The following is a 17,016-nucleotide window of genomic DNA, read 5'->3' on the forward strand; positions in this document are numbered from 1 at the left end:
CGGGCGGTACGCCGTCAGCGGGCCGGGGTCGTCCGGCTCGGCGGAGGGGCGGTGGAGGCACGCACGATCAGGTCGATCGGCGGGTCACTCGATGGCAGAAGATCCGCGTCGGGGTTCTCGATGGCGTGGACGAGCCGTTTCAGGCCCTCCTGCGCCACCGCGTCGAAGGGCTGGCGCACGGTGGTCAGCGGCGGGTTCACGAACGCGGACACCGGGATGTCGTCGAACCCGACGACACTGACGTCCTCCGGTACGCGCCGCCCGGCCTCCGTCAGCGCCCGGATCAGACCGATGGCCATGTCGTCGTTGGCGGCGAACACCGCGGTGACGTCGGCGTCCTCGGCCAGTCGCCGTCCGGCCGCGTAGCCGGAGGGGGCGGACCAGTCGCCGCGGACGACGGTCGGCACGTCCCTGCCGTGGTCGTCCAGCGCCGCCCGCCACCCCCGCAGCCGGTCCCGCGCGGCGTACCACCGCTGGGGTCCGGCCAGATGGTGGACCGTCCGGTGACCGAGGGCCAGCAGATGCTCGGTCGCCGTACGGGCCATCACATCGGCGCAGTCGCCCGCCGTCAGCACCGCGGGCGCGGTGACCGGCGACGGCGCGCCGATGACGAGCACCGGCACGTCCACCCGAGGTGAGGCGTCCGGCTCCGCGCGCTCCTCGTCGATCTCGTCGATCGGCTCGGAGATCACGATGCCGTCCACCCCCTGGTCGAGGAGCGAACCGACGGCACCGGCGAGGCCCGCCGGGTCGCCCTCCACCGTGTTGACCACGCGGAGCGCGTACCCGGTGTCCCGGACGACCCGCTCGACGCCCATGAGCAGCGAGGCGGGCCCGTACAGGGCCGTCCCCAGCGTCACCACGCCGATCGAACGGGTGCGCCCCGAGGCCAGCGCGCGGGCGGCGTTGTTGCGCCGGTAGCCGAGCTGCTCGGCGGCGTCGAGGACGCGCCGGCGGACCTCGGTGGAGACGTACGGCTCGTCGTTGAAGACCCGTGACACCGTCTTCTGCGAGACCCCGGCCACCCGGGCGACGTCCACACTGCGCGGCGCGGCGGAACTCCCGCCCCGCCCTGCCCCTCGCGTCATGGTGCCTCCCGGTGACCGCACGACCGAACGCCATCATGTCAGACGTCGTGTGTCTGACTGCGTAGTCATGTCTGCGCTGTCATGTCTACGCAGTCATACGCCGGGCGTCAAGAGTTCGGAACACATGCGTCACACACGGGGGCATCGGAACGGGCGCCGACCCGGCACGGGGGAGGCGTGCGGGACCGGCGGCCGGAGGGCCCTCACCAGGACCCTTCACCAGGACCCTTCACCAGGGTCCTCGCCCCTCACCGCCGCTTCACGTACGTGCAGATCGCCGGCGGTGACCATGGCCCGTTGCCGCAGCGACTCGGGCAGCGGTTGGGCCGGGTCGCCGCGGAAGAGACGTACATGCCGGGCACGCCGGTCCAGTACGGGTCCGGAGCGGCACGGGGACGCAGGACGAGCTGGAAGGCGGTGTTGGCTCCTCCACGGACCGGTGCAGGACCCCGGACGCGGTGATGCTGCCGGTGAGGGTGTCCAGGTGGTTCACATGGGCGCTGCCCGTCGTGTACGCGGCGAGGGCGGTGCCCAGGTCGAGACGCTGCCCGGGCAGGAACTCGGGAGTGCGCCGGCCGGGTGCCGGTCGGCGTACTCCGCGATCCTGCGCAGGTACACGTGGCCCACGGCTCGGCGGCGAGCCTGGCGCCCAGGTAGGGCAGTGCCTGCGGGCCGTTGCGGATGAGTTCGGCCGGGCTCATCTCCCGCTGGAAGGCGACCGATGTGAACCGGCGGCACGGCGCGGCCCCCCGCCGACCGGTGAGGTACGGCACCCGTACCGGGCGCGCCGCTCGGGCGGGCGAGCCCGGGTCGGTCGGGCGGCGGCGCGCGCTACGCCACCGCGCCCAGCGTGTCCGCGAGGCGGCGGCGGGCCGCGCGGAGCGCGGGCAGGACCGCGAGCGCCAGGGCGCCCAGCACCGCCGCCGCGGCGAAGACCGACAGCACGACGGGGGAGGGGCCCCGCGCGATCCCGGCCCCGACACCGCTGGAGCCGCCCTGCGCGTCGATCAGCCAGTGGGCGAGCGGCAGCCCCAGCGCCAGGGCGACCGCCGTCGCGGCGAGGGCGGTGCATCCGGTGGCCGTGACGGTGATGCCCGTGATCTGCCGCGGCGACAGTCCGATCGCCTTCAGCGCCAACAGATCCCGTTCGCTCTCGCGGACCGTGCCGCCGATGGCCGTCAGCAGCTCGACGAGCCCGATGAGCGCGAGGACGCCCAGCAGGCCCACGACGACACCGCGCAGCGGCGACAGACCGTCGGCGGGATTGGTCACCGTGTGCACGTCCAGTCGGCCCGGTCCGGCCGCGGCGGTCAGGTCGGCGGCCACCCGCCGCGGATCCGCACCGTCGCGCAGCCGTACCTGGTAGAACGTCGGCCGCAGCGCGGGGTCGTTCTCCCGCAGGGTGTCGAGCGAGGTGGAGATGGTCCGGCCCGCGTTCTCCGGCTCGATGCTGCGACCCACGATGTGGAGGATCTGGGGTCGGCCGGCCACGGTCAGCCGCACCCAGTCGCCGACCGCGACGTCCAGCAGGTCGAGCAGACCCTGTCCGGCCACCGCCTCGTCGGGACCGCGGGCGGGGCGGCCCTCGGCCAGCGTGAAGGGGTACGGCTCCGCCTCCGTGCCGAGGCCCCGCAACGCGATCGTGGCCGTCTGGCCCGACACCAGGGCGGCCACCTCTACACCCGGATGGGCCGCGGCGACCTCCGGGTCGCGCGCCAGGAGCGCCCGGGTCTCCGCGTCGCCGAGGCCGTCGCCGGCGCGGACGGTGAGCGCGGACGCCAGACCCACCCGCTCCGGCTCGCTCTGGAAGCGGTCGATGGTCGTCCACGCGCTCATCGCCACCACGATCAGCGTCAGCGGCAGCGCGAGACGGGCGACGGTGGCCAGGGACCGCGCGCGGCGGGTGAACGCCCGGTGCCAGCCGAGGACCAGCGCGGGCGGCAGCCCGAGACCGAGCGCCCGCCGCGCCACCCCCGACAGTCGTCCCCCGGCCGGTACGGCGGCCCGCGGTACCGGGACCGGGGGCACGCGCCCCGCCCGCCAGGCCGCCAGCCCGGTGGTCGCCCCGATGAACAGCACCACTCCCACCGGCACCGCGACGAGCGCGGCGGTGTGCCCGGGAATGCCCTGCCAGAGGCCGACCGCGTCCCCGAGGCGTCCGGGCAGCAGCGGGCCCAGTGCCTGGGTGAGCCCCGCCGCGGCCACGGCACCCAGCAGCGCGTACGCCAGGTGCTGGAGCAGGAAGATCCGCACCACCTGGCCCGGCGTGAAACCGATCGCCTTCAGGATCGAGATGTCCCGCAGATGCCCCCGGATGCGGGTGCCGATCGCCCCGTGCACGGCCAGCCCGGCGGCGACCAGCGCGCCCAGCCCGAACAGCCCCAGCACCAGACCGAGCAGCCGGTTGTCGCCCTCCGCCTCGGCCCGCGCCTGCTGCCAGGCGGAGACCTCGCTGACGGCACCGGCGCCGAGCAGGGTGACGGCCCGCTGGACGGCGTAGTCGGTGTCGTCGGGGTCCGTCAGGCGCAGCCCGATGACCTGGCCGTGCTCGGCCGCGGTGCGGGGCAGGGCGGCCGGCGGGACCCAGACCAGCCCCGGCCGCTCGCCCCTGCGGTAGCGCGGCTCCGCGCTGTCGGCGACGCCCAGCACGGTCAGTTTCCCGGTGCCGCCGGGCAGGGACAGCACGTCACCGGGGCCGGCGAGCAGGGTCCGGGCGAGGCTGCTCTCCAGCACCACACCGTCGGGGCGGCCGGGATCCAGCCACCGGCCGGAGGTGAGCAGCGGTCGGCCCACCTCGGGTCGCTCGGCGGTGCCGCGCAGCTCGACGGAGGCGCGGGTGCCGCGGGAGGTGACCGTGGTGTCGGCGGTCCGGTAGGGGCCTGCCGCGGACTCGACGCCCGCCAGCCGGGCCAGCTCGGACACCTCGGTGGAGGGGGCGGTGTGGATCCACACATGGGCGCCGCGGGACTGCGTGAACAGACGCTGCCACGGGTTCGTCGCGTACCCGAAGAGCGCCGTCGCCAACAGCAGGGACGTCACGATGCCGACGGTGGCCAGCACCAGGAACAGCGCCTCGCCCCGGTGGGTGCGCAGGTCCGAGTGCGCCCAGCGCAACATGGCTCGCATCCGTCAGTCCCTCAGCTCCAGCACGGCGGGCACCCCCGCGCCGGGCGACGGGGCGCCGTCCAGCTCGACGTCGTCGGCCATCCGGCCGTCGAAGAAGCTGATCACCCGGTCCGCGGCGCTCGCCAGCCGGGCGTCATGGGTGACGAGGAGGATCGTCTGGCCGCGCTGGTGAAAACGCGACAGCAGCCGCATCACCTCACGGGTGCCCCTGCTGTCCAGGCTGCCCGCCGGCTCGTCGGCCAGCAGCAGGGGAGGGCGGTTGACCAGGGCGCGGGCCAGCGCGACCCGCTGCTGCTCGCCGCCCGACAGCTCGCCCGGCATGCTGCGCTCCTTGCCGGCGAGCCCCAGCTCGGCCAGCAGCTCCGCCCGCTCGGCGCGGGCCCGCTTGGCGGAGACCCCGGCCAGCAGCGCGGGGAGTTCCACGTTGTCCGCGACCGACAGATTGGACACCAGGTTGAAGAACTGGAAGACGATGCCGATACGGCGGCGGCGCTCCACGGCCCAGCGGGCCTCGCTGTAGGCGTCCGTGCGTTCGCCGTCCAGCCAGATGCTGCCGCTGTCCGGGCGTTGCAGTCCGCCGAGCAGATGCAGCAGCGTCGACTTGCCCGCGCCGGACGGGCCGGTGACGGCCACGAACTCACCCCGCCGCACACACAGGTCCACTCCGCGCACGGCATGGGCGGGCGCGCCCTCCCCGTGGTGGGTCTTGACGAGCCCCTCGGCCCGCAGCACAGCAGTGGGCGCGTCGCTCATTCCGGCTTCTCCAGTTCCTCCTGGCAGCGCTCCAGCCAGTCGAGATCGGCCTGGAGATGCAGCATGGCGCCCTCGATGAGCAGTTGGGCGATGCGGTTGTCCCGGTGGTCGGCCGTGGCGAGTTTCGACAGATTGCGCATGGTGTTCAGGTAGTGGCGCCGTTGTCGGTTGATCAGGGTGATCTGGTCGGCGAGACCGGTCTGCGGGGCGAGCGCGAGCTTCATGAAGAACTCGTCCCGTACCCGCGGCTCGTCCGACGTCTCCTCGTACCAGGCGCTGAGCGCCTCCTGCCCGGCAGCGGTGAGGCGGTAGATCTTCTTGTTGGGCCGGCTCGACTGCTCGACCTCCTCGCCCTCGATCAGACCCGACTTCTCGAGGCGGCCGAGGGTCACATAGATCTGGCCGATGTTCGGCTGAGGGTACGCGGCACCCAGGAGTTGCTCAAGGTCCTGCTTGAGCTCGTAGCCATGGGCCGGGCCGCGCGCCAGCAGGGCCAGGAGGGGCAGGCGCACTGAAGCTGTCCTCCTCGCGGCCTCGTATTGTGTTCCAGGCCCTAGTATCGCCCATACCTAACGGGTATACATAGCCTCTGACTCCGGGCGAAGGTGCCCGGCGCCGGGTGCACAGGGAGGAACCTATGCGGTGGATACGCGCCGCCGGTAGGGGCCTCCTCGTTCTCGCGGTCGTCCTGGCCGGTTACGGCGCCTCCGGCGCGCAGGCCCAGGGCGGACTGAGGGGCCGCGGTCCGCTGACCCTGGCCACCGCGGGAGACCTCACCGGCTACCTCGGTCCCCTCCTGGAGGGCTGGAACCGCGCCCACCCCGGGGAGCGGGTCACCCTCGTCGAACTTCCGGACTCCGCGGACGAGACCCGCGCCCAGATGATCACCGATCTGCGCGGCGGCGACCGCGGCCGTTTCGACGTGCTCAACATCGACGTCACCTGGACCTCGGAGTTCGCCGCCGCCGGCTGGATCCGCCCGCTGCCGCGCAACCGTTTCCCGCTGGGCAGCTTCCTGCGGCCGGTCGTGGACACGGCGACGTACGACGGACGCCTCTACGCCGTCCCCTACGTCACCAACGCCGGTCTGCTCCTCTACCGCAAGGACGTCCTCGCGGAGGAGGGTGTCCCGCCGCCCCGCACCTGGGCCGAGCTGGAGCACTACGCGCGGACCATCGCGCCCGAGCACGGCCTCGACGGCTACGCCGGCCAGTTCCTGCCCTACGAGGGCTTCACCGTCAACGCGGCCGAGGCCGTCTACTCGGCGGGCGGCACGATCCTCGGCGACGAGGGCGAACGCGTCACCGTGGGCTCGGCGGCCCGCGAGGGCATCGGGTTCCTCGCCCGCGGCGTACGCGAGGGGTGGATACCCCGGGAGGCGCTGGAGTACAAGGAGGAGGAGTCCAAGCGGGCCTTCCAGGACGGCCGGCTGCTCTTCCTGCGCAACTGGCCCTACGCCTACGTCGGCGCCTCCGCCCCCGGCTCCGCGGTCGCCGGGAAGATCGGCGCCGCACCGCTGCCCGGCCCGAACGGGCCCGGCACGAGTGTGCTCGGCGGCTCCAACCTCGCCGTCAACGCGCACGCCGAACACGCCGACACCGCCGCACGCCTGATCACGTACCTCACCAGTGAGCGGGTCCAGCGGCAGGTCCTCACCCGGGGCGCGCTGCCCCCCGTGCGCGCGGACCTCTACCGGGACCCTGAGCTGATCCGGCAGTTCCCCTATCTGCCGACGCTGCGCCGGAGCGTCCTCGCGGCCGCGCCGCGCCCCAAGAGTCCGCGCTACGACCAGGTCAGCATGGTCGTGCAGGCGGTCGTCCACGACGCGATGACGGGCCACGCGACGCCCGAGGCCGCGGTGCGGCGGCTCACCCGGGAGCTGGCCGACATCTCCCGCCGCGGCTGACCCCCTTCCCCCCCTCGTCGCGCGTCCCCACCTACTTACATGTTAGGTAACGCCCGCGTATCGACCAGCCTCCCATTGGGTCGGAATATCCGCATATAAAGTCCCAGGTATCAGATATCTGCTGTGCACTCGTTGACACCTCTGCGACACACCTACATAACATGCATGCATAACCGTCAGCTCGCACAGACAGGCCAACGGGGTGAGCTCCAAGCGCATCGAATCGCGTCACTGGTGGCGTGACGCAGTGATCTACCAGGTGTACGTCCGCAGCTTCCTGGACAGCACCGGCGACGGCGTCGGCGATCTCGCCGGGGTCCGGGCCGGACTGCCGTACCTCAAGAAGCTGGGCGTGGACGGCATCTGGCTGAGCCCCTTCTATCCCTCCCCGCAGCACGACCACGGCTACGACGTCGCCGACTACTGCGACGTCGACCCGCTCTTCGGCGACCTCGCCGAGTTCGACCTGCTGGTGGCGGCCGCCCGGCGGCTCGGGGTCAAGGTGCTCCTCGACATCGTGCCGAACCACTGCTCCAGCGATCACCCGTGGTTCCGTGAGGCCCAGGCCTCCACGCCGGGCAGCGAGGCCCGTGCCCGCTTCCACTTCGCCGACGGGCGGGGAGCGGACGGCGCCGAGCCGCCCAACAACTGGCACGCCATGTTCGGCGGCCCCGCCTGGTCCCGCGTCACCGAGGCCGACGGCCGGCCCGGCCAGTGGTACCTGCACATGTTCACGCCCGAGCAGCCCGACTGGAACTGGCGTGACGCCGAGGTCGGCGCCCACTTCGAGAGCGTCCTGCGCTTCTGGCTCGACCGGGGCGTCGACGGCTTCCGCATCGACGTCGCCGCCGGCCTCTTCAAGCACCCGGAGCTGCCGGACTCGCCGGACCCCGAGGCCGACGCCCGCACCCGTGACTCGGTCAACCCGCTCGCCTGGAACCAGCCCGAGGTCCACGACGTGTGGCGGCACTGGCGGGCGGTGTGCGAGGAGTACACCGAGCGGGACGGCCGTGAGCGGCTCCTCGTCGGCGAGGTCTCCGTCCCCACGGCACGCGAGCACGCCCTGTACGTGCGCCCCGACGAACTCCACCAGGCGTTCTTCTTCGACCTGCTGAGCGCCTCCTGGGACGCCGACGCCTTCCGCAAGGTCATCACCGAGGCCATGCAGGACATCGCGGGCACGGGCTCGACCGTCACCTGGGTCCTCAACAACCACGACCAGGTCCGCACGGTCACCCGCTACGGCGAGCCCGCCGTCGAGGGCAGCGGCCTCGGCGCCGCCCGCGCCCGCGCCGCCGCCCTGCTGATGCTGGCGCTGCCCGGAGCCGCCTACATCTACCAGGGCGAGGAACTGGGCCTGCCGGAGGTCGTCGACCTGCCCGACGACGTGCTCACCGACCCGATCTTCCGCCGTACCGGCAGCCGCGCCCGGATCCGCGACGGCTGCCGGGTGCCGCTGCCGTGGTCCGGGCAGGCCTCCCCGTTCGGCTTCACCTCCGGGGTCGAGGGCGCCAAGCCGTGGCTGCCGCAGCCCGAGTACTTCGCCGAGTACGCCACCGACCGCGCTCTCGCCGACACCCGCTCCTTCTGGCACCTCTACCGCGACGGTCTCCAGCTTCGGGCCGCCCTGCCCCAGCTCGGCGAGGGCGAGCTGCGCTGGCTGGACACCCAGCCCGGCGTCCTCGGCTTCGTCCGCGGCGACGGCCTGGTCTGCGCCGTCAACTTCGGCACCGCCCCCTCGCCCGCGCCCGTCGCCGGCACCCCCCTGCTGTCCAGCGGCCCCTGCCCGGCCGGGGTCCTCCCCGGCTCCACGGCCGCCTGGTGGATCGGCGACGACGCCGCTTCCTGAGCCCCCACACCCCTCACACCGTCCATTTCCCCGCTCCGAAGGGACATCAACGATGATGCGACGACGTACCACCCTGCTCACCGGCTGCACCGCCCTCGCCCTGGCGCTCGGCGCCACCGCCTGCTCAGGCGGCGGCCCCGTCGCCGCGGGCGGCGGCGACAAGGCGCTGAACGGCCGGACGGTCACCGTCGCCGGCGTCTGGTCCGGCAGCGAGCAGAAGAACTTCCAGAAGGTGCTGGACGCCTTCACCGAGAAGACCGGCGCCAAGACCCAGTTCGTCTCCACCGGTGACAACGTCTCCACCGTCGTCGGCAGCAAGATCGAGGGCGGCAACGCCCCCGACGTGGTGATGGTCCCGCAGGTCGGCGTGCTCCAGCAGTTCGCCCGGAACGGCTGGCTCAAGCCGCTGTCCGGCACCACGCGCAAGTCCGTCGACGCCAACTACGCGACCGTGTGGAAGGACTACGGCAGCGTCGACGGCACCCTCTACGGCCTGTACTTCAAGGCCGCCCACAAGTCGACCGTCTGGTACAGCCCCGACGCCCTCGACACCGCCGGCGTCAAGCCGCCGAAGTCGTACGACGACATGCTCAAGGCCGGGCGGACCGTCTCCGACTCGGGTCTCGCCGCCTTCTCCGTCGCCGGGCAGGACGGCTGGACGCTCACCGACTGGTTCGAGAACGTCTACCTCTCCCAGGCCGGCCCCGAGAAGTACGACGCCCTCGCCGCCCACAAGCTGAAGTGGACGGACGGCAGCGTGGTCGAGGCGCTCACCACCCTAGGTGAGCTGTTCGGCGACAAGCAGCTGCTCCAGGGTGGACAGAAGGGCGCCCTCAACACCGACTTCCCCGGCTCCGTCGAGAAGGTCTTCGGCCCCGAGCCCGAGGCCGGCATGGTCTACGAGGGCGACTTCGTCGCCGGCGTCGCCAAGGACCAGTTCGGCCGGAAGATCGGCGAGGACGCGAACTTCTTCCCGTTCCCGCCGGTCGGCGGCGGCAAGGCACCCGTGGTCAGCGGCGGTGACGCGGCCGTCGTCCTCAAGGACGGCAGGAACACCGAGGCCGGCATGGCCCTCCTTGAGTACCTGGCCACCCCGGAGGCCGCCGCCGTGTGGGCCGAGGCGGGCGGTTTCCTCTCCCCGAACAAGAAGGTCGACCCCGCCGCCTACGGCGACGACGTCACCCGCACCACCGCCAAGTCCCTCATAGCCGCCGGGGACTCCGTCCGCTTCGACATGTCCGACCAGGCCCCGGCCGCCTTCGGCGGGACCAAGGGCGCCGGCGAGTGGAAGATCCTCCAGGACTTCCTGCGCGACCCGTCCGACCCGAAGGGGACCGCCGCACAGCTGGAGGCCGCCGCGGCCAAGGCGTACAAGGGCTGACCGCGATGACCGCCACTGCCACGAAGGTGGCCGTTCCCCCCGCCGCCGAACCCGCCGCGCGTCAGCGGCGCGCCCGGCGGCGGGGCCGGATCGTCGCCCTCCTCTTCGTCTTCCCCGCCCTGCTCCTGCTCGGCGCCCTCGTCGTCTACCCCGTGCTGTTCTCCGTGGGCCGCAGCCTCTTCGACGCCACCGGCACCCGGTTCGTCGGCGGCGAGAACTACACCGAGATGTTCCGCGACCCGGCCACCCTCAAGGCGGTCCGCAACACCGCGATCTGGGTCGTGGTGGCGCCGGCCCTGCTGACCGGGCTCGGGCTGATCCTCGCGGTGCTCGTCGAGAAGGTCCGCTGGGCCACCGCGTTCAAACTGCTCCTCTTCATGCCGATGGCCGTCTCCTTCCTCGCCGCCGGCATCATCTTCCGGCTCGCCTACGACGAGGACCCCGACAAGGGCGTCCTGAACGCGGCGGTGGTCGGCGTCCACGACGCCTTCCAGGGCTCCTCGTCGTACCCGACGGCCCGCGCCCGTGACGGCCAGGGCCTCAGCGCGGGCGCCGACGGCTCCTACCGCACCAGCACGACGGTGTCGCCCGGCGACACGGTCTCCCTCGGCCTGGTCGGCGTCGCCCCCAAGGACCTGCCCGAGGGCGCCCGGCCGGCCCGTACGGCGGCCGACCGCGAGGCGGCGCCCGGGGAACTGCGCGGCGTCGTCTACCTCGACTTCACCCGCGGCGGGGGCGGAGAGCCCGGCCGGGTCGACCCCGAGGAGAGCGGACTGCCCCGGATGACCGTCGAGGCGGTGCGCGACGGGAAGGCGGTCGCGAGCACGACCACCGGGGCCGACGGCTCCTTCCGCTTCGCCGGCCTCGCCGACGGCACGTACACCGTCGCGCTCCCCGGCTCCAACTTCGCCCCGCCCTACGACGGCGTCTCCTGGCTCGGCCCGGCGCTCGTCACACCCGCGATCATCGGCGCCTACCTGTGGATCTGGACCGGCTTCGCCATGGTGCTCATCGGCGCGGGCCTGTCCACCCTGCCCCGGGACACCCTGGAGGCGGCGCGCATGGACGGGGCCAACGAGTGGCAGGTGTTCCGCCGGATCACCGTGCCCCTGCTCGCGCCCGTGCTGACCGTGGTCTTCGTGACCCTCGTCATCAACGTGATGAAGGTGTTCGACCTCGTCTACATCATCGCGCCCGGACCGGTGCAGGAGGACGCGACCGTGCTGGCCACCCAGATGTGGCTGGTGTCCTTCGGCGGCGGCAACAACCAGGGTCTGGGCAGCGCCCTCGGGGTCCTGCTCCTGCTGCTGGTGATCCCGGCCATGGTCTTCAACGTCCGTCGATTCCGAGGGAGTCAGCGATGAATCTCGGTGCGCTCCGGCGCGGACTGGGCAACAGCCTGGTCCAGGCCTTCCTGGTGGTCATCGGGCTGATCTGGCTCACCCCGCTGGCCGGACTGCTCCTGTCGTCCCTGCGGTCCGCCGAGGACACCGCCCGGGGCGGCTGGTGGACGACGTTCACCAGCCCCGGGCAGCTGTCCTTCGACAACTACGCGGCGCTGCTGGAGAACGCGGGGATCACCCAGGCGTTCTGGAACACGGTGCTGATCTCCGTACCCACGACGGTGCTCGTGGTGGTGATCGCCGCGCTCGCCGGGTACGCCTTCGCCTGGCTGGACTTCCCCGGCCGTGACACCCTGTTCCTGCTGGTCGTCGCCCTGCTGGTGGTGCCGGTGCAGATCGGTCTGCTGCCGGTGGCGAAACTCTTCGGCCAGCTCGGGCTGTTCGGCACGATCCCGGGTGTCGTCCTCTTCCACGTCTCCTACGGGCTGCCGTTCGCCGTGTTCCTGCTGCGCAACTACTTCGCGGAGATCCCGAAGGAGATGCTGGAGGCGGCCCGGATGGACGGGGGAACGGAATGGCGCATCTTCACCCGGCTCGTCCTGCCGGTGGGACGGCCGGCGCTCGCGAGCCTCGCCATCTTCCAGTTCCTGTGGGTGTGGAACGACATGCTGGTGGCGCTGCTGTTCGCCGACAGCTCCTCCCAGCCGCTGACGGTGGAGCTCCAGTCACAGATCCGCCAGTTCGGCAGCAACATCGACGTGCTGGCGCCGGGCGCGTTCCTGTCGCTGATCGTGCCCGTGGTCGTGTTCTTCGCCTTCCAGCGGCACTTCGTGCAGGGGGTCATGGCAGGGTCGGTCAAATAGCGCCCCGAGGCCGCCGGCGGCGCGGCTCCGGCGCCGGCCGGACGACCGGGCCGAACCACGCCGAGTGCCCCTTGTTCCTCGATGTATGCCCCCCGGCGCAGGGTCTTTTCGTGGCGGCCGAGATGTCCGTACGAGGCTTTGGTCGTGGCGCGACAACTGAGTTAACCTTCACCGGATTTTCCCATCCGGCTCATCCGTGAACTGCGGGAATGCCGAGGAGGAGCGGGCCTCGCCAGGGGCCCGGCGCGGGTTCCGAGTCCTCGGGGTGAGGGCTCTAGGGGAGCGGAACGAGGGTGCGCATGAGCGGCAAGACGATCGAGGCCACCGACCGGGCCCCGGGCGAGCAGGAACTGCGGCAGTTGCTGGCCGGACTGACCGCCGTACGGGACGGTGACTTCGGCACCCGGCTGCCGTCCGACGGCGACGGCCTGCTGGGTGACATCGCCACGGTCTTCAACGGCATGGTGGACCAGCTGTCCGTGTTCACCTCGGAGGTCACCCGCGTCGCGCGCGAGGTGGGCACCGAGGGCACGCTCGGCGGTCAGGCCGAGGTGCCGGGGGTCTCGGGCACCTGGGCGGACCTGACCGACTCGGTCAACGCCATGGCCGGCAACCTGACCACGCAGGTGCGCGACATCGCCCAGGTGGCGACCGCGGTCGCCAAGGGCGACCTGTCGCAGAAGATCGACGTCGACGCGCGCGGCGAGATCCTCCAGCTGAAGGAGACCGTCAACACGATGGTCGACCAGCTGTCGTCGTTCGCCGACGAGGTCACCCGCGTCGCCCGCGAGGTCGGCAGCGAGGGACGCCTCGGCGGCCAGGCGCAGGTGCCCGGCGTCGCCGGCGTCTGGCGCGACCTGACCGACTCGGTCAACTTCATGGCGGGCAACCTCACCTCGCAGGTCCGCAATGTCGCCCAGGTGACCACGGCGGTGGCGCAGGGCGACCTGTCGCAGAAGATCACCGTGGACGCGCGCGGGGAGATCCTGGAGCTGAAGAACACCATCAACACGATGGTCGACCAGCTCTCCGGCTTCGCCGACGAGGTGACCCGCGTGGCCCGCGAGGTCGGCACCGAGGGACGCCTCGGCGGCCAGGCCGACGTCAAGGGCGTCAAGGGCACCTGGCGCGACCTCACCGACTCCGTGAACTTCATGGCGGGCAACCTCACCGCGCAGGTCCGCAACGTCGCCCAGGTCGCCACGGCGGTGGCGCAGGGCGACCTGTCGCAGAAGATCACCGTGGACGCGCGCGGGGAGATCCTGGAGCTGAAGAACACCATCAACACGATGGTCGACCAGCTCTCCGCGTTCGCCGACGAGGTGACCCGCGTGGCCCGCGAGGTCGGCACCGAGGGCAACCTGGGCGGACAGGCCATCGTCCGGGGCGTCTCGGGCACCTGGAAGGACCTCACGGACAACGTCAACGTGATGGCGTCCAACCTGACCGGCCAGGTCCGCTCCATCGCCCAGGTCGCCACCGCCGTCGCCCGCGGCGACCTCTCGCAGAAGATCACCGTCGAGGCCAAGGGCGAGGTCGCCGCCCTCGCGGACGTCATCAACACGATGGTCGACACCCTCTCCGCCTTCGCCGACGAGGTCACCCGCGTCGCCCGCGAGGTCGGCACCGAGGGACGCCTCGGGGGCCAGGCGCACGTCCCGAACGTCGCCGGCACCTGGAAGGACCTCACCGACAACGTCAACTCGATGGCCAACAACCTCACCGGCCAGGTCCGCAACATCGCCCTCGTGACCACCGCCGTCGCCAACGGCGACCTGTCGAAGAAGATCGACGTCGACGCGCGCGGGGAGATCCTGGAGCTGAAGACCACCATCAACACGATGGTCGACCAGCTGTCGTCCTTCGCCGCCGAGGTCACCCGTGTCGCCCGCGAGGTCGGCAGCGAGGGCCGGCTCGGCGGACAGGCCGAGGTCGAGGGCGTCGAGGGCACCTGGAAGCGGCTGACGGAGAACGTCAACGAACTCGCCGGGAACCTCACCCGTCAGGTCCGCGCGATCGCCGAGGTCACCAGCGCCGTCGCCGAGGGCGACCTGACCCGCTCCATCACCGTCGAGGCGTCGGGTGAGGTCGCCGACCTCAAGGACAACATCAACTCCATGGTGGAGTCCCTGCGCGAGACCACGCGGGCCAACCAGGAGCAGGACTGGCTGAAGACCAACCTCGCCCGGATCTCCGGCCTCATGCAGGGCCACCGCGAGCTGCCCGTCGTCGCCGAACTGATCATGGACGAACTCTCGCCCCTGGTCTCGGCGCAGTACGGCGCCTTCTACCTCGCCGAGGACACCACCCGAGGCCCCGAGCTGCGGCTCGTCGGCTCGTACGGCTACCCCGACGACACCGACCGGCCCGACCGCATCCCCGTGGGACGCTCCCTCGTCGGGCAGGCCGCGCGCAACCGCCGGCCCATCAGCGTCGAGGAACTGCCGCCGGGCTACGTCACCATCTCCTCCGGTCTCGGACAGGCCGAGCCCAGCGCCCTGGTGGTGCTGCCCATCGTGGTCGAGGACCAGGTCCTCGGCGTCATCGAACTGGGCTCCGTCACCCGCTTCACCCAGATCCACCAGGACTTCCTCGCCCAGCTGATGCCCACCATCGGCGTCAACCTCAACACCATCGTGGCCAACGCCCGCACCGACGAACTGCTGGACGAGTCCCAGCGGCTCACCGCGGAACTCCAGGCCCGCTCCGCCGAGTTGCAGGTGCAGCAGGACGAACTCCAGCGCTCCAACGCCGAACTGGAGGAGAAGGCGTCGCTGCTCGCCTCGCAGAACCGCGACATCGAGGCCAAGAACCTGGAGATCGAACAGGCCCGGCAGGAACTGGAGACCCGCGCCCAGGAACTGGCGCTCGCGTCCAAGTACAAGTCGGAGTTCCTGGCCAACATGAGCCATGAACTGCGCACCCCGCTCAACAGCCTGCTGATCCTCGCCCAGCTGCTCGCACAGAACCCCTCCCGCAACCTCACCCCCAAGCAGGTCGAGTACGCGGGCATCATCCACTCGGCCGGCTCGGACCTGCTCCAGCTGATCAACGACATCCTCGACCTGTCGAAGGTCGAGGCCGGCAAGATGGACGTCACCCCCGAACGGGTCCCGCTGCGCAAGCTGCTGGAGTACGTCGAGGCGACGTTCCGGCCGATGACGACGCAGAAGAGCCTCAACTTCACGGTGGCCACCGCACCCGGCACCCCGGCCGACCTGCTCACCGACGACTCCCGGCTGCGGCAGATCCTGCGCAACCTGCTCTCCAACGCGGTGAAGTTCACCGAACAGGGAAGTGTCGAACTGCGCATCGAGCCCGCCGCCGACCGGGAGGTGCCCCTCGGTGTCCTCCGCGGCGGCCCCGTGGTGGCCTTCCGGGTGAAGGACACCGGCATCGGCATCCCCCAGCAGCAACTGGAGGCGATCTTCGGCGCGTTCCAGCAGGCGGACGGCACCACCAGCCGCAAGTACGGCGGCACCGGCCTCGGCCTGTCGATCACCCGGGAGATCGCCCACCTGCTGGGCGGCGCCGTCACCGTCGACAGCACACCCGGTCAGGGCAGCACCTTCACGCTCTACCTCCCCGTGGCGCGCGCCGACTTCGAGGACGTCCTCGCGGGCGGCGCCCGGCCCCTGGAGCAGTCGGACACCGCCGAACTGCCCCCGGCCCCCCGGCCGGACACCGCTCCCACCGTGACCGCGGAACGGCGCAGGCGGCGCCTCCTCGTCGTCGAGGAACGGCCCCGCGGGCTGCTGACCCTCGTCGCCGAACGCGCCGTCGCGGACATCGCGCCCGACCCCGACGACCCGCTCGGCGCCATCGACATCATCACGGCGGTGGGCGCGCAGGAAGCGGCCAGCACCCTGGCCGCCGACCCCTGCCACTGCGTCGTCCTGGAACTCGGCATGCCCGACGGCGAGGGCGCCCGGCTGCTGGAGGCCATGGAAGGCGACTCGGCACTCGCCAGCGTGCCCGTCCTCGTGCACACCGGGCACCGCGTGGACCTGGCGCAGGAGCAGACGCTGCGCTCCCGCGCGGAGAGCCGCCCGCTGGACTTCCTGTCCAGCCTCGACGAACTCCGCGAACGGATCACCCTGCACCTGTCCGCCGAGGAGCCGGGCGACGTGCTGTCCCTGGTCCGGGGCGACGACCTTCAGCGCCCGGCCGCCGAGGTCGTCGACGACGCCTTCCTGGGCCGTACCGTGCTCGTGGTCGACGACGACGCGCGCAACCTCTTCGCCCTCAGCGGGGTCCTCGAACTGCACGGCTTCCAGGTCCTGCACGCCGACAACGGCCGCAAGGGCATCGAGATGCTGCTCGCCCACCCCGACATCTCACTCGTCCTGATGGACGTGATGATGCCGGAGATGGACGGCTACACCGCCACCGCGGAGATCCGCGCGATGGACCGGTACGCCGAGCTGCCCATCATCGCCGTCACCGCCAAGGCCATGCCCGGCGACCAGGAGAAGAGTCTCGCGTCGGGCGCCAACGACTACGTCACCAAGCCCGTCGACACCAACGACCTCATCGGCCGCGTCCGACGCTGGTTGTCCACGTGACGGGGGACCGCCCCGCCGCGCGCACCAGCCGACCGCCTGGCGTCCCCGGACGCCCGAGCCCAGGAACAGGCCAACCGTGAGCAACCTCCACCAGCCCACCGACCCGCCGGACCCCGGCGCCCCGACGGGCGAGCCGTCCGCC

The 17,016-nt window shown here is 71.9% G+C and carries 10 protein-coding genes; 6 read left to right on the forward strand and 4 right to left on the reverse strand.

What is annotated here, in order from left to right:
- Nucleotides 1-14: 14 nt before the first annotated feature.
- The 4 genes from SMA5143A_RS35875 to SMA5143A_RS35895 form a co-directional block, all read right to left on the reverse strand.
- Nucleotides 15-1,088 (reverse strand): LacI family DNA-binding transcriptional regulator, encoded by a 1,074-nt coding sequence (locus tag SMA5143A_RS35875; protein WP_107467000.1) that lies wholly within the window; start codon nucleotides 1,086-1,088, stop codon nucleotides 15-17.
- A gap of 831 nt (nucleotides 1,089-1,919) precedes the next feature.
- Nucleotides 1,920-4,214 (reverse strand): ABC transporter permease, encoded by a 2,295-nt coding sequence (locus tag SMA5143A_RS35885; protein ID WP_107467002.1) that lies wholly within the window; start codon nucleotides 4,212-4,214, stop codon nucleotides 1,920-1,922.
- 3 nt (nucleotides 4,215-4,217) lie between these two features.
- Nucleotides 4,218-4,967 carry an ABC transporter ATP-binding protein gene (locus SMA5143A_RS35890; protein WP_107467003.1) on the reverse strand — a complete coding sequence of 250 codons (750 nt, stop codon included), beginning with the start codon at nucleotides 4,965-4,967 and terminating at the stop codon, nucleotides 4,218-4,220.
- Complete coding sequence (locus SMA5143A_RS35895) at nucleotides 4,964-5,479, reverse strand: PadR family transcriptional regulator (protein WP_099965223.1); 516 nt, start codon at nucleotides 5,477-5,479, stop codon at nucleotides 4,964-4,966. Before SMA5143A_RS35895 ends, SMA5143A_RS35890 begins: the two co-directional genes overlap by 4 nt.
- A gap of 125 nt (nucleotides 5,480-5,604) precedes the next feature.
- Between SMA5143A_RS35895 and SMA5143A_RS35900 the strand changes: the two genes are divergently transcribed.
- The 6 genes from SMA5143A_RS35900 to SMA5143A_RS35925 all read left to right on the forward strand — a co-directional run bounded on the left by SMA5143A_RS35900 (nucleotide 5,605) and on the right by SMA5143A_RS35925 (nucleotide 16,874).
- Nucleotides 5,605-6,873 (forward strand): ABC transporter substrate-binding protein, encoded by a 1,269-nt coding sequence (locus SMA5143A_RS35900; protein ID WP_107467004.1) that lies wholly within the window; start codon nucleotides 5,605-5,607, stop codon nucleotides 6,871-6,873.
- 202 nt (nucleotides 6,874-7,075) lie between these two features.
- Complete coding sequence (locus SMA5143A_RS35905) at nucleotides 7,076-8,722, forward strand: glycoside hydrolase family 13 protein (RefSeq protein WP_258193926.1); 1,647 nt, start codon at nucleotides 7,076-7,078, stop codon at nucleotides 8,720-8,722.
- 52 nt (nucleotides 8,723-8,774) lie between these two features.
- Nucleotides 8,775-10,103, forward strand: a complete 1,329-nt coding sequence (locus tag SMA5143A_RS35910) for an ABC transporter substrate-binding protein (RefSeq protein WP_107467005.1) — start codon at nucleotides 8,775-8,777, stop codon at nucleotides 10,101-10,103.
- 5 nt (nucleotides 10,104-10,108) lie between these two features.
- Nucleotides 10,109-11,467, forward strand: a complete 1,359-nt coding sequence (locus SMA5143A_RS35915; protein ID WP_107467006.1) for an ABC transporter permease — start codon at nucleotides 10,109-10,111, stop codon at nucleotides 11,465-11,467.
- Nucleotides 11,464-12,309 (forward strand): carbohydrate ABC transporter permease, encoded by an 846-nt coding sequence (locus SMA5143A_RS35920; protein ID WP_107467007.1) that lies wholly within the window; start codon nucleotides 11,464-11,466, stop codon nucleotides 12,307-12,309. Before SMA5143A_RS35915 ends, SMA5143A_RS35920 begins: the two co-directional genes overlap by 4 nt.
- 299 nt (nucleotides 12,310-12,608) lie before the next feature.
- Entirely contained in the window at nucleotides 12,609-16,874 is a 4,266-nt protein-coding gene (locus SMA5143A_RS35925) for a HAMP domain-containing protein (protein WP_107467008.1), read from the forward strand.
- Nucleotides 16,875-17,016 lie beyond the last annotated feature (142 nt).

Source organism: Streptomyces sp. MA5143a, assembly GCF_900290235.1.
Lineage (GTDB): Bacteria > Actinomycetota > Actinomycetes > Streptomycetales > Streptomycetaceae > Streptomyces.

Coding starts and splice junctions, on each gene's coding strand:
- SMA5143A_RS35910 (WP_107467005.1), top strand. CDS start 8,775: ATGATGCGACGACGTACCACCCTGCTCACCGGCTGCACCGCCCTCGCC.
- SMA5143A_RS35900 (WP_107467004.1), top strand. CDS start 5,605: ATGCGGTGGATACGCGCCGCCGGTAGGGGCCTCCTCGTTCTCGCGGTC.
- SMA5143A_RS35920 (WP_107467007.1), top strand. CDS start 11,464: ATGAATCTCGGTGCGCTCCGGCGCGGACTGGGCAACAGCCTGGTCCAG.
- SMA5143A_RS35925 (WP_107467008.1), top strand. CDS start 12,609: ATGAGCGGCAAGACGATCGAGGCCACCGACCGGGCCCCGGGCGAGCAG.
- SMA5143A_RS35875 (WP_107467000.1), bottom strand. CDS start 1,088: ATGACGCGAGGGGCAGGGCGGGGCGGGAGTTCCGCCGCGCCGCGCAGT.
- SMA5143A_RS35885 (WP_107467002.1), bottom strand. CDS start 4,214: ATGCGAGCCATGTTGCGCTGGGCGCACTCGGACCTGCGCACCCACCGG.
- SMA5143A_RS35915 (WP_107467006.1), top strand. CDS start 10,109: ATGACCGCCACTGCCACGAAGGTGGCCGTTCCCCCCGCCGCCGAACCC.
- SMA5143A_RS35890 (WP_107467003.1), bottom strand. CDS start 4,967: ATGAGCGACGCGCCCACTGCTGTGCTGCGGGCCGAGGGGCTCGTCAAG.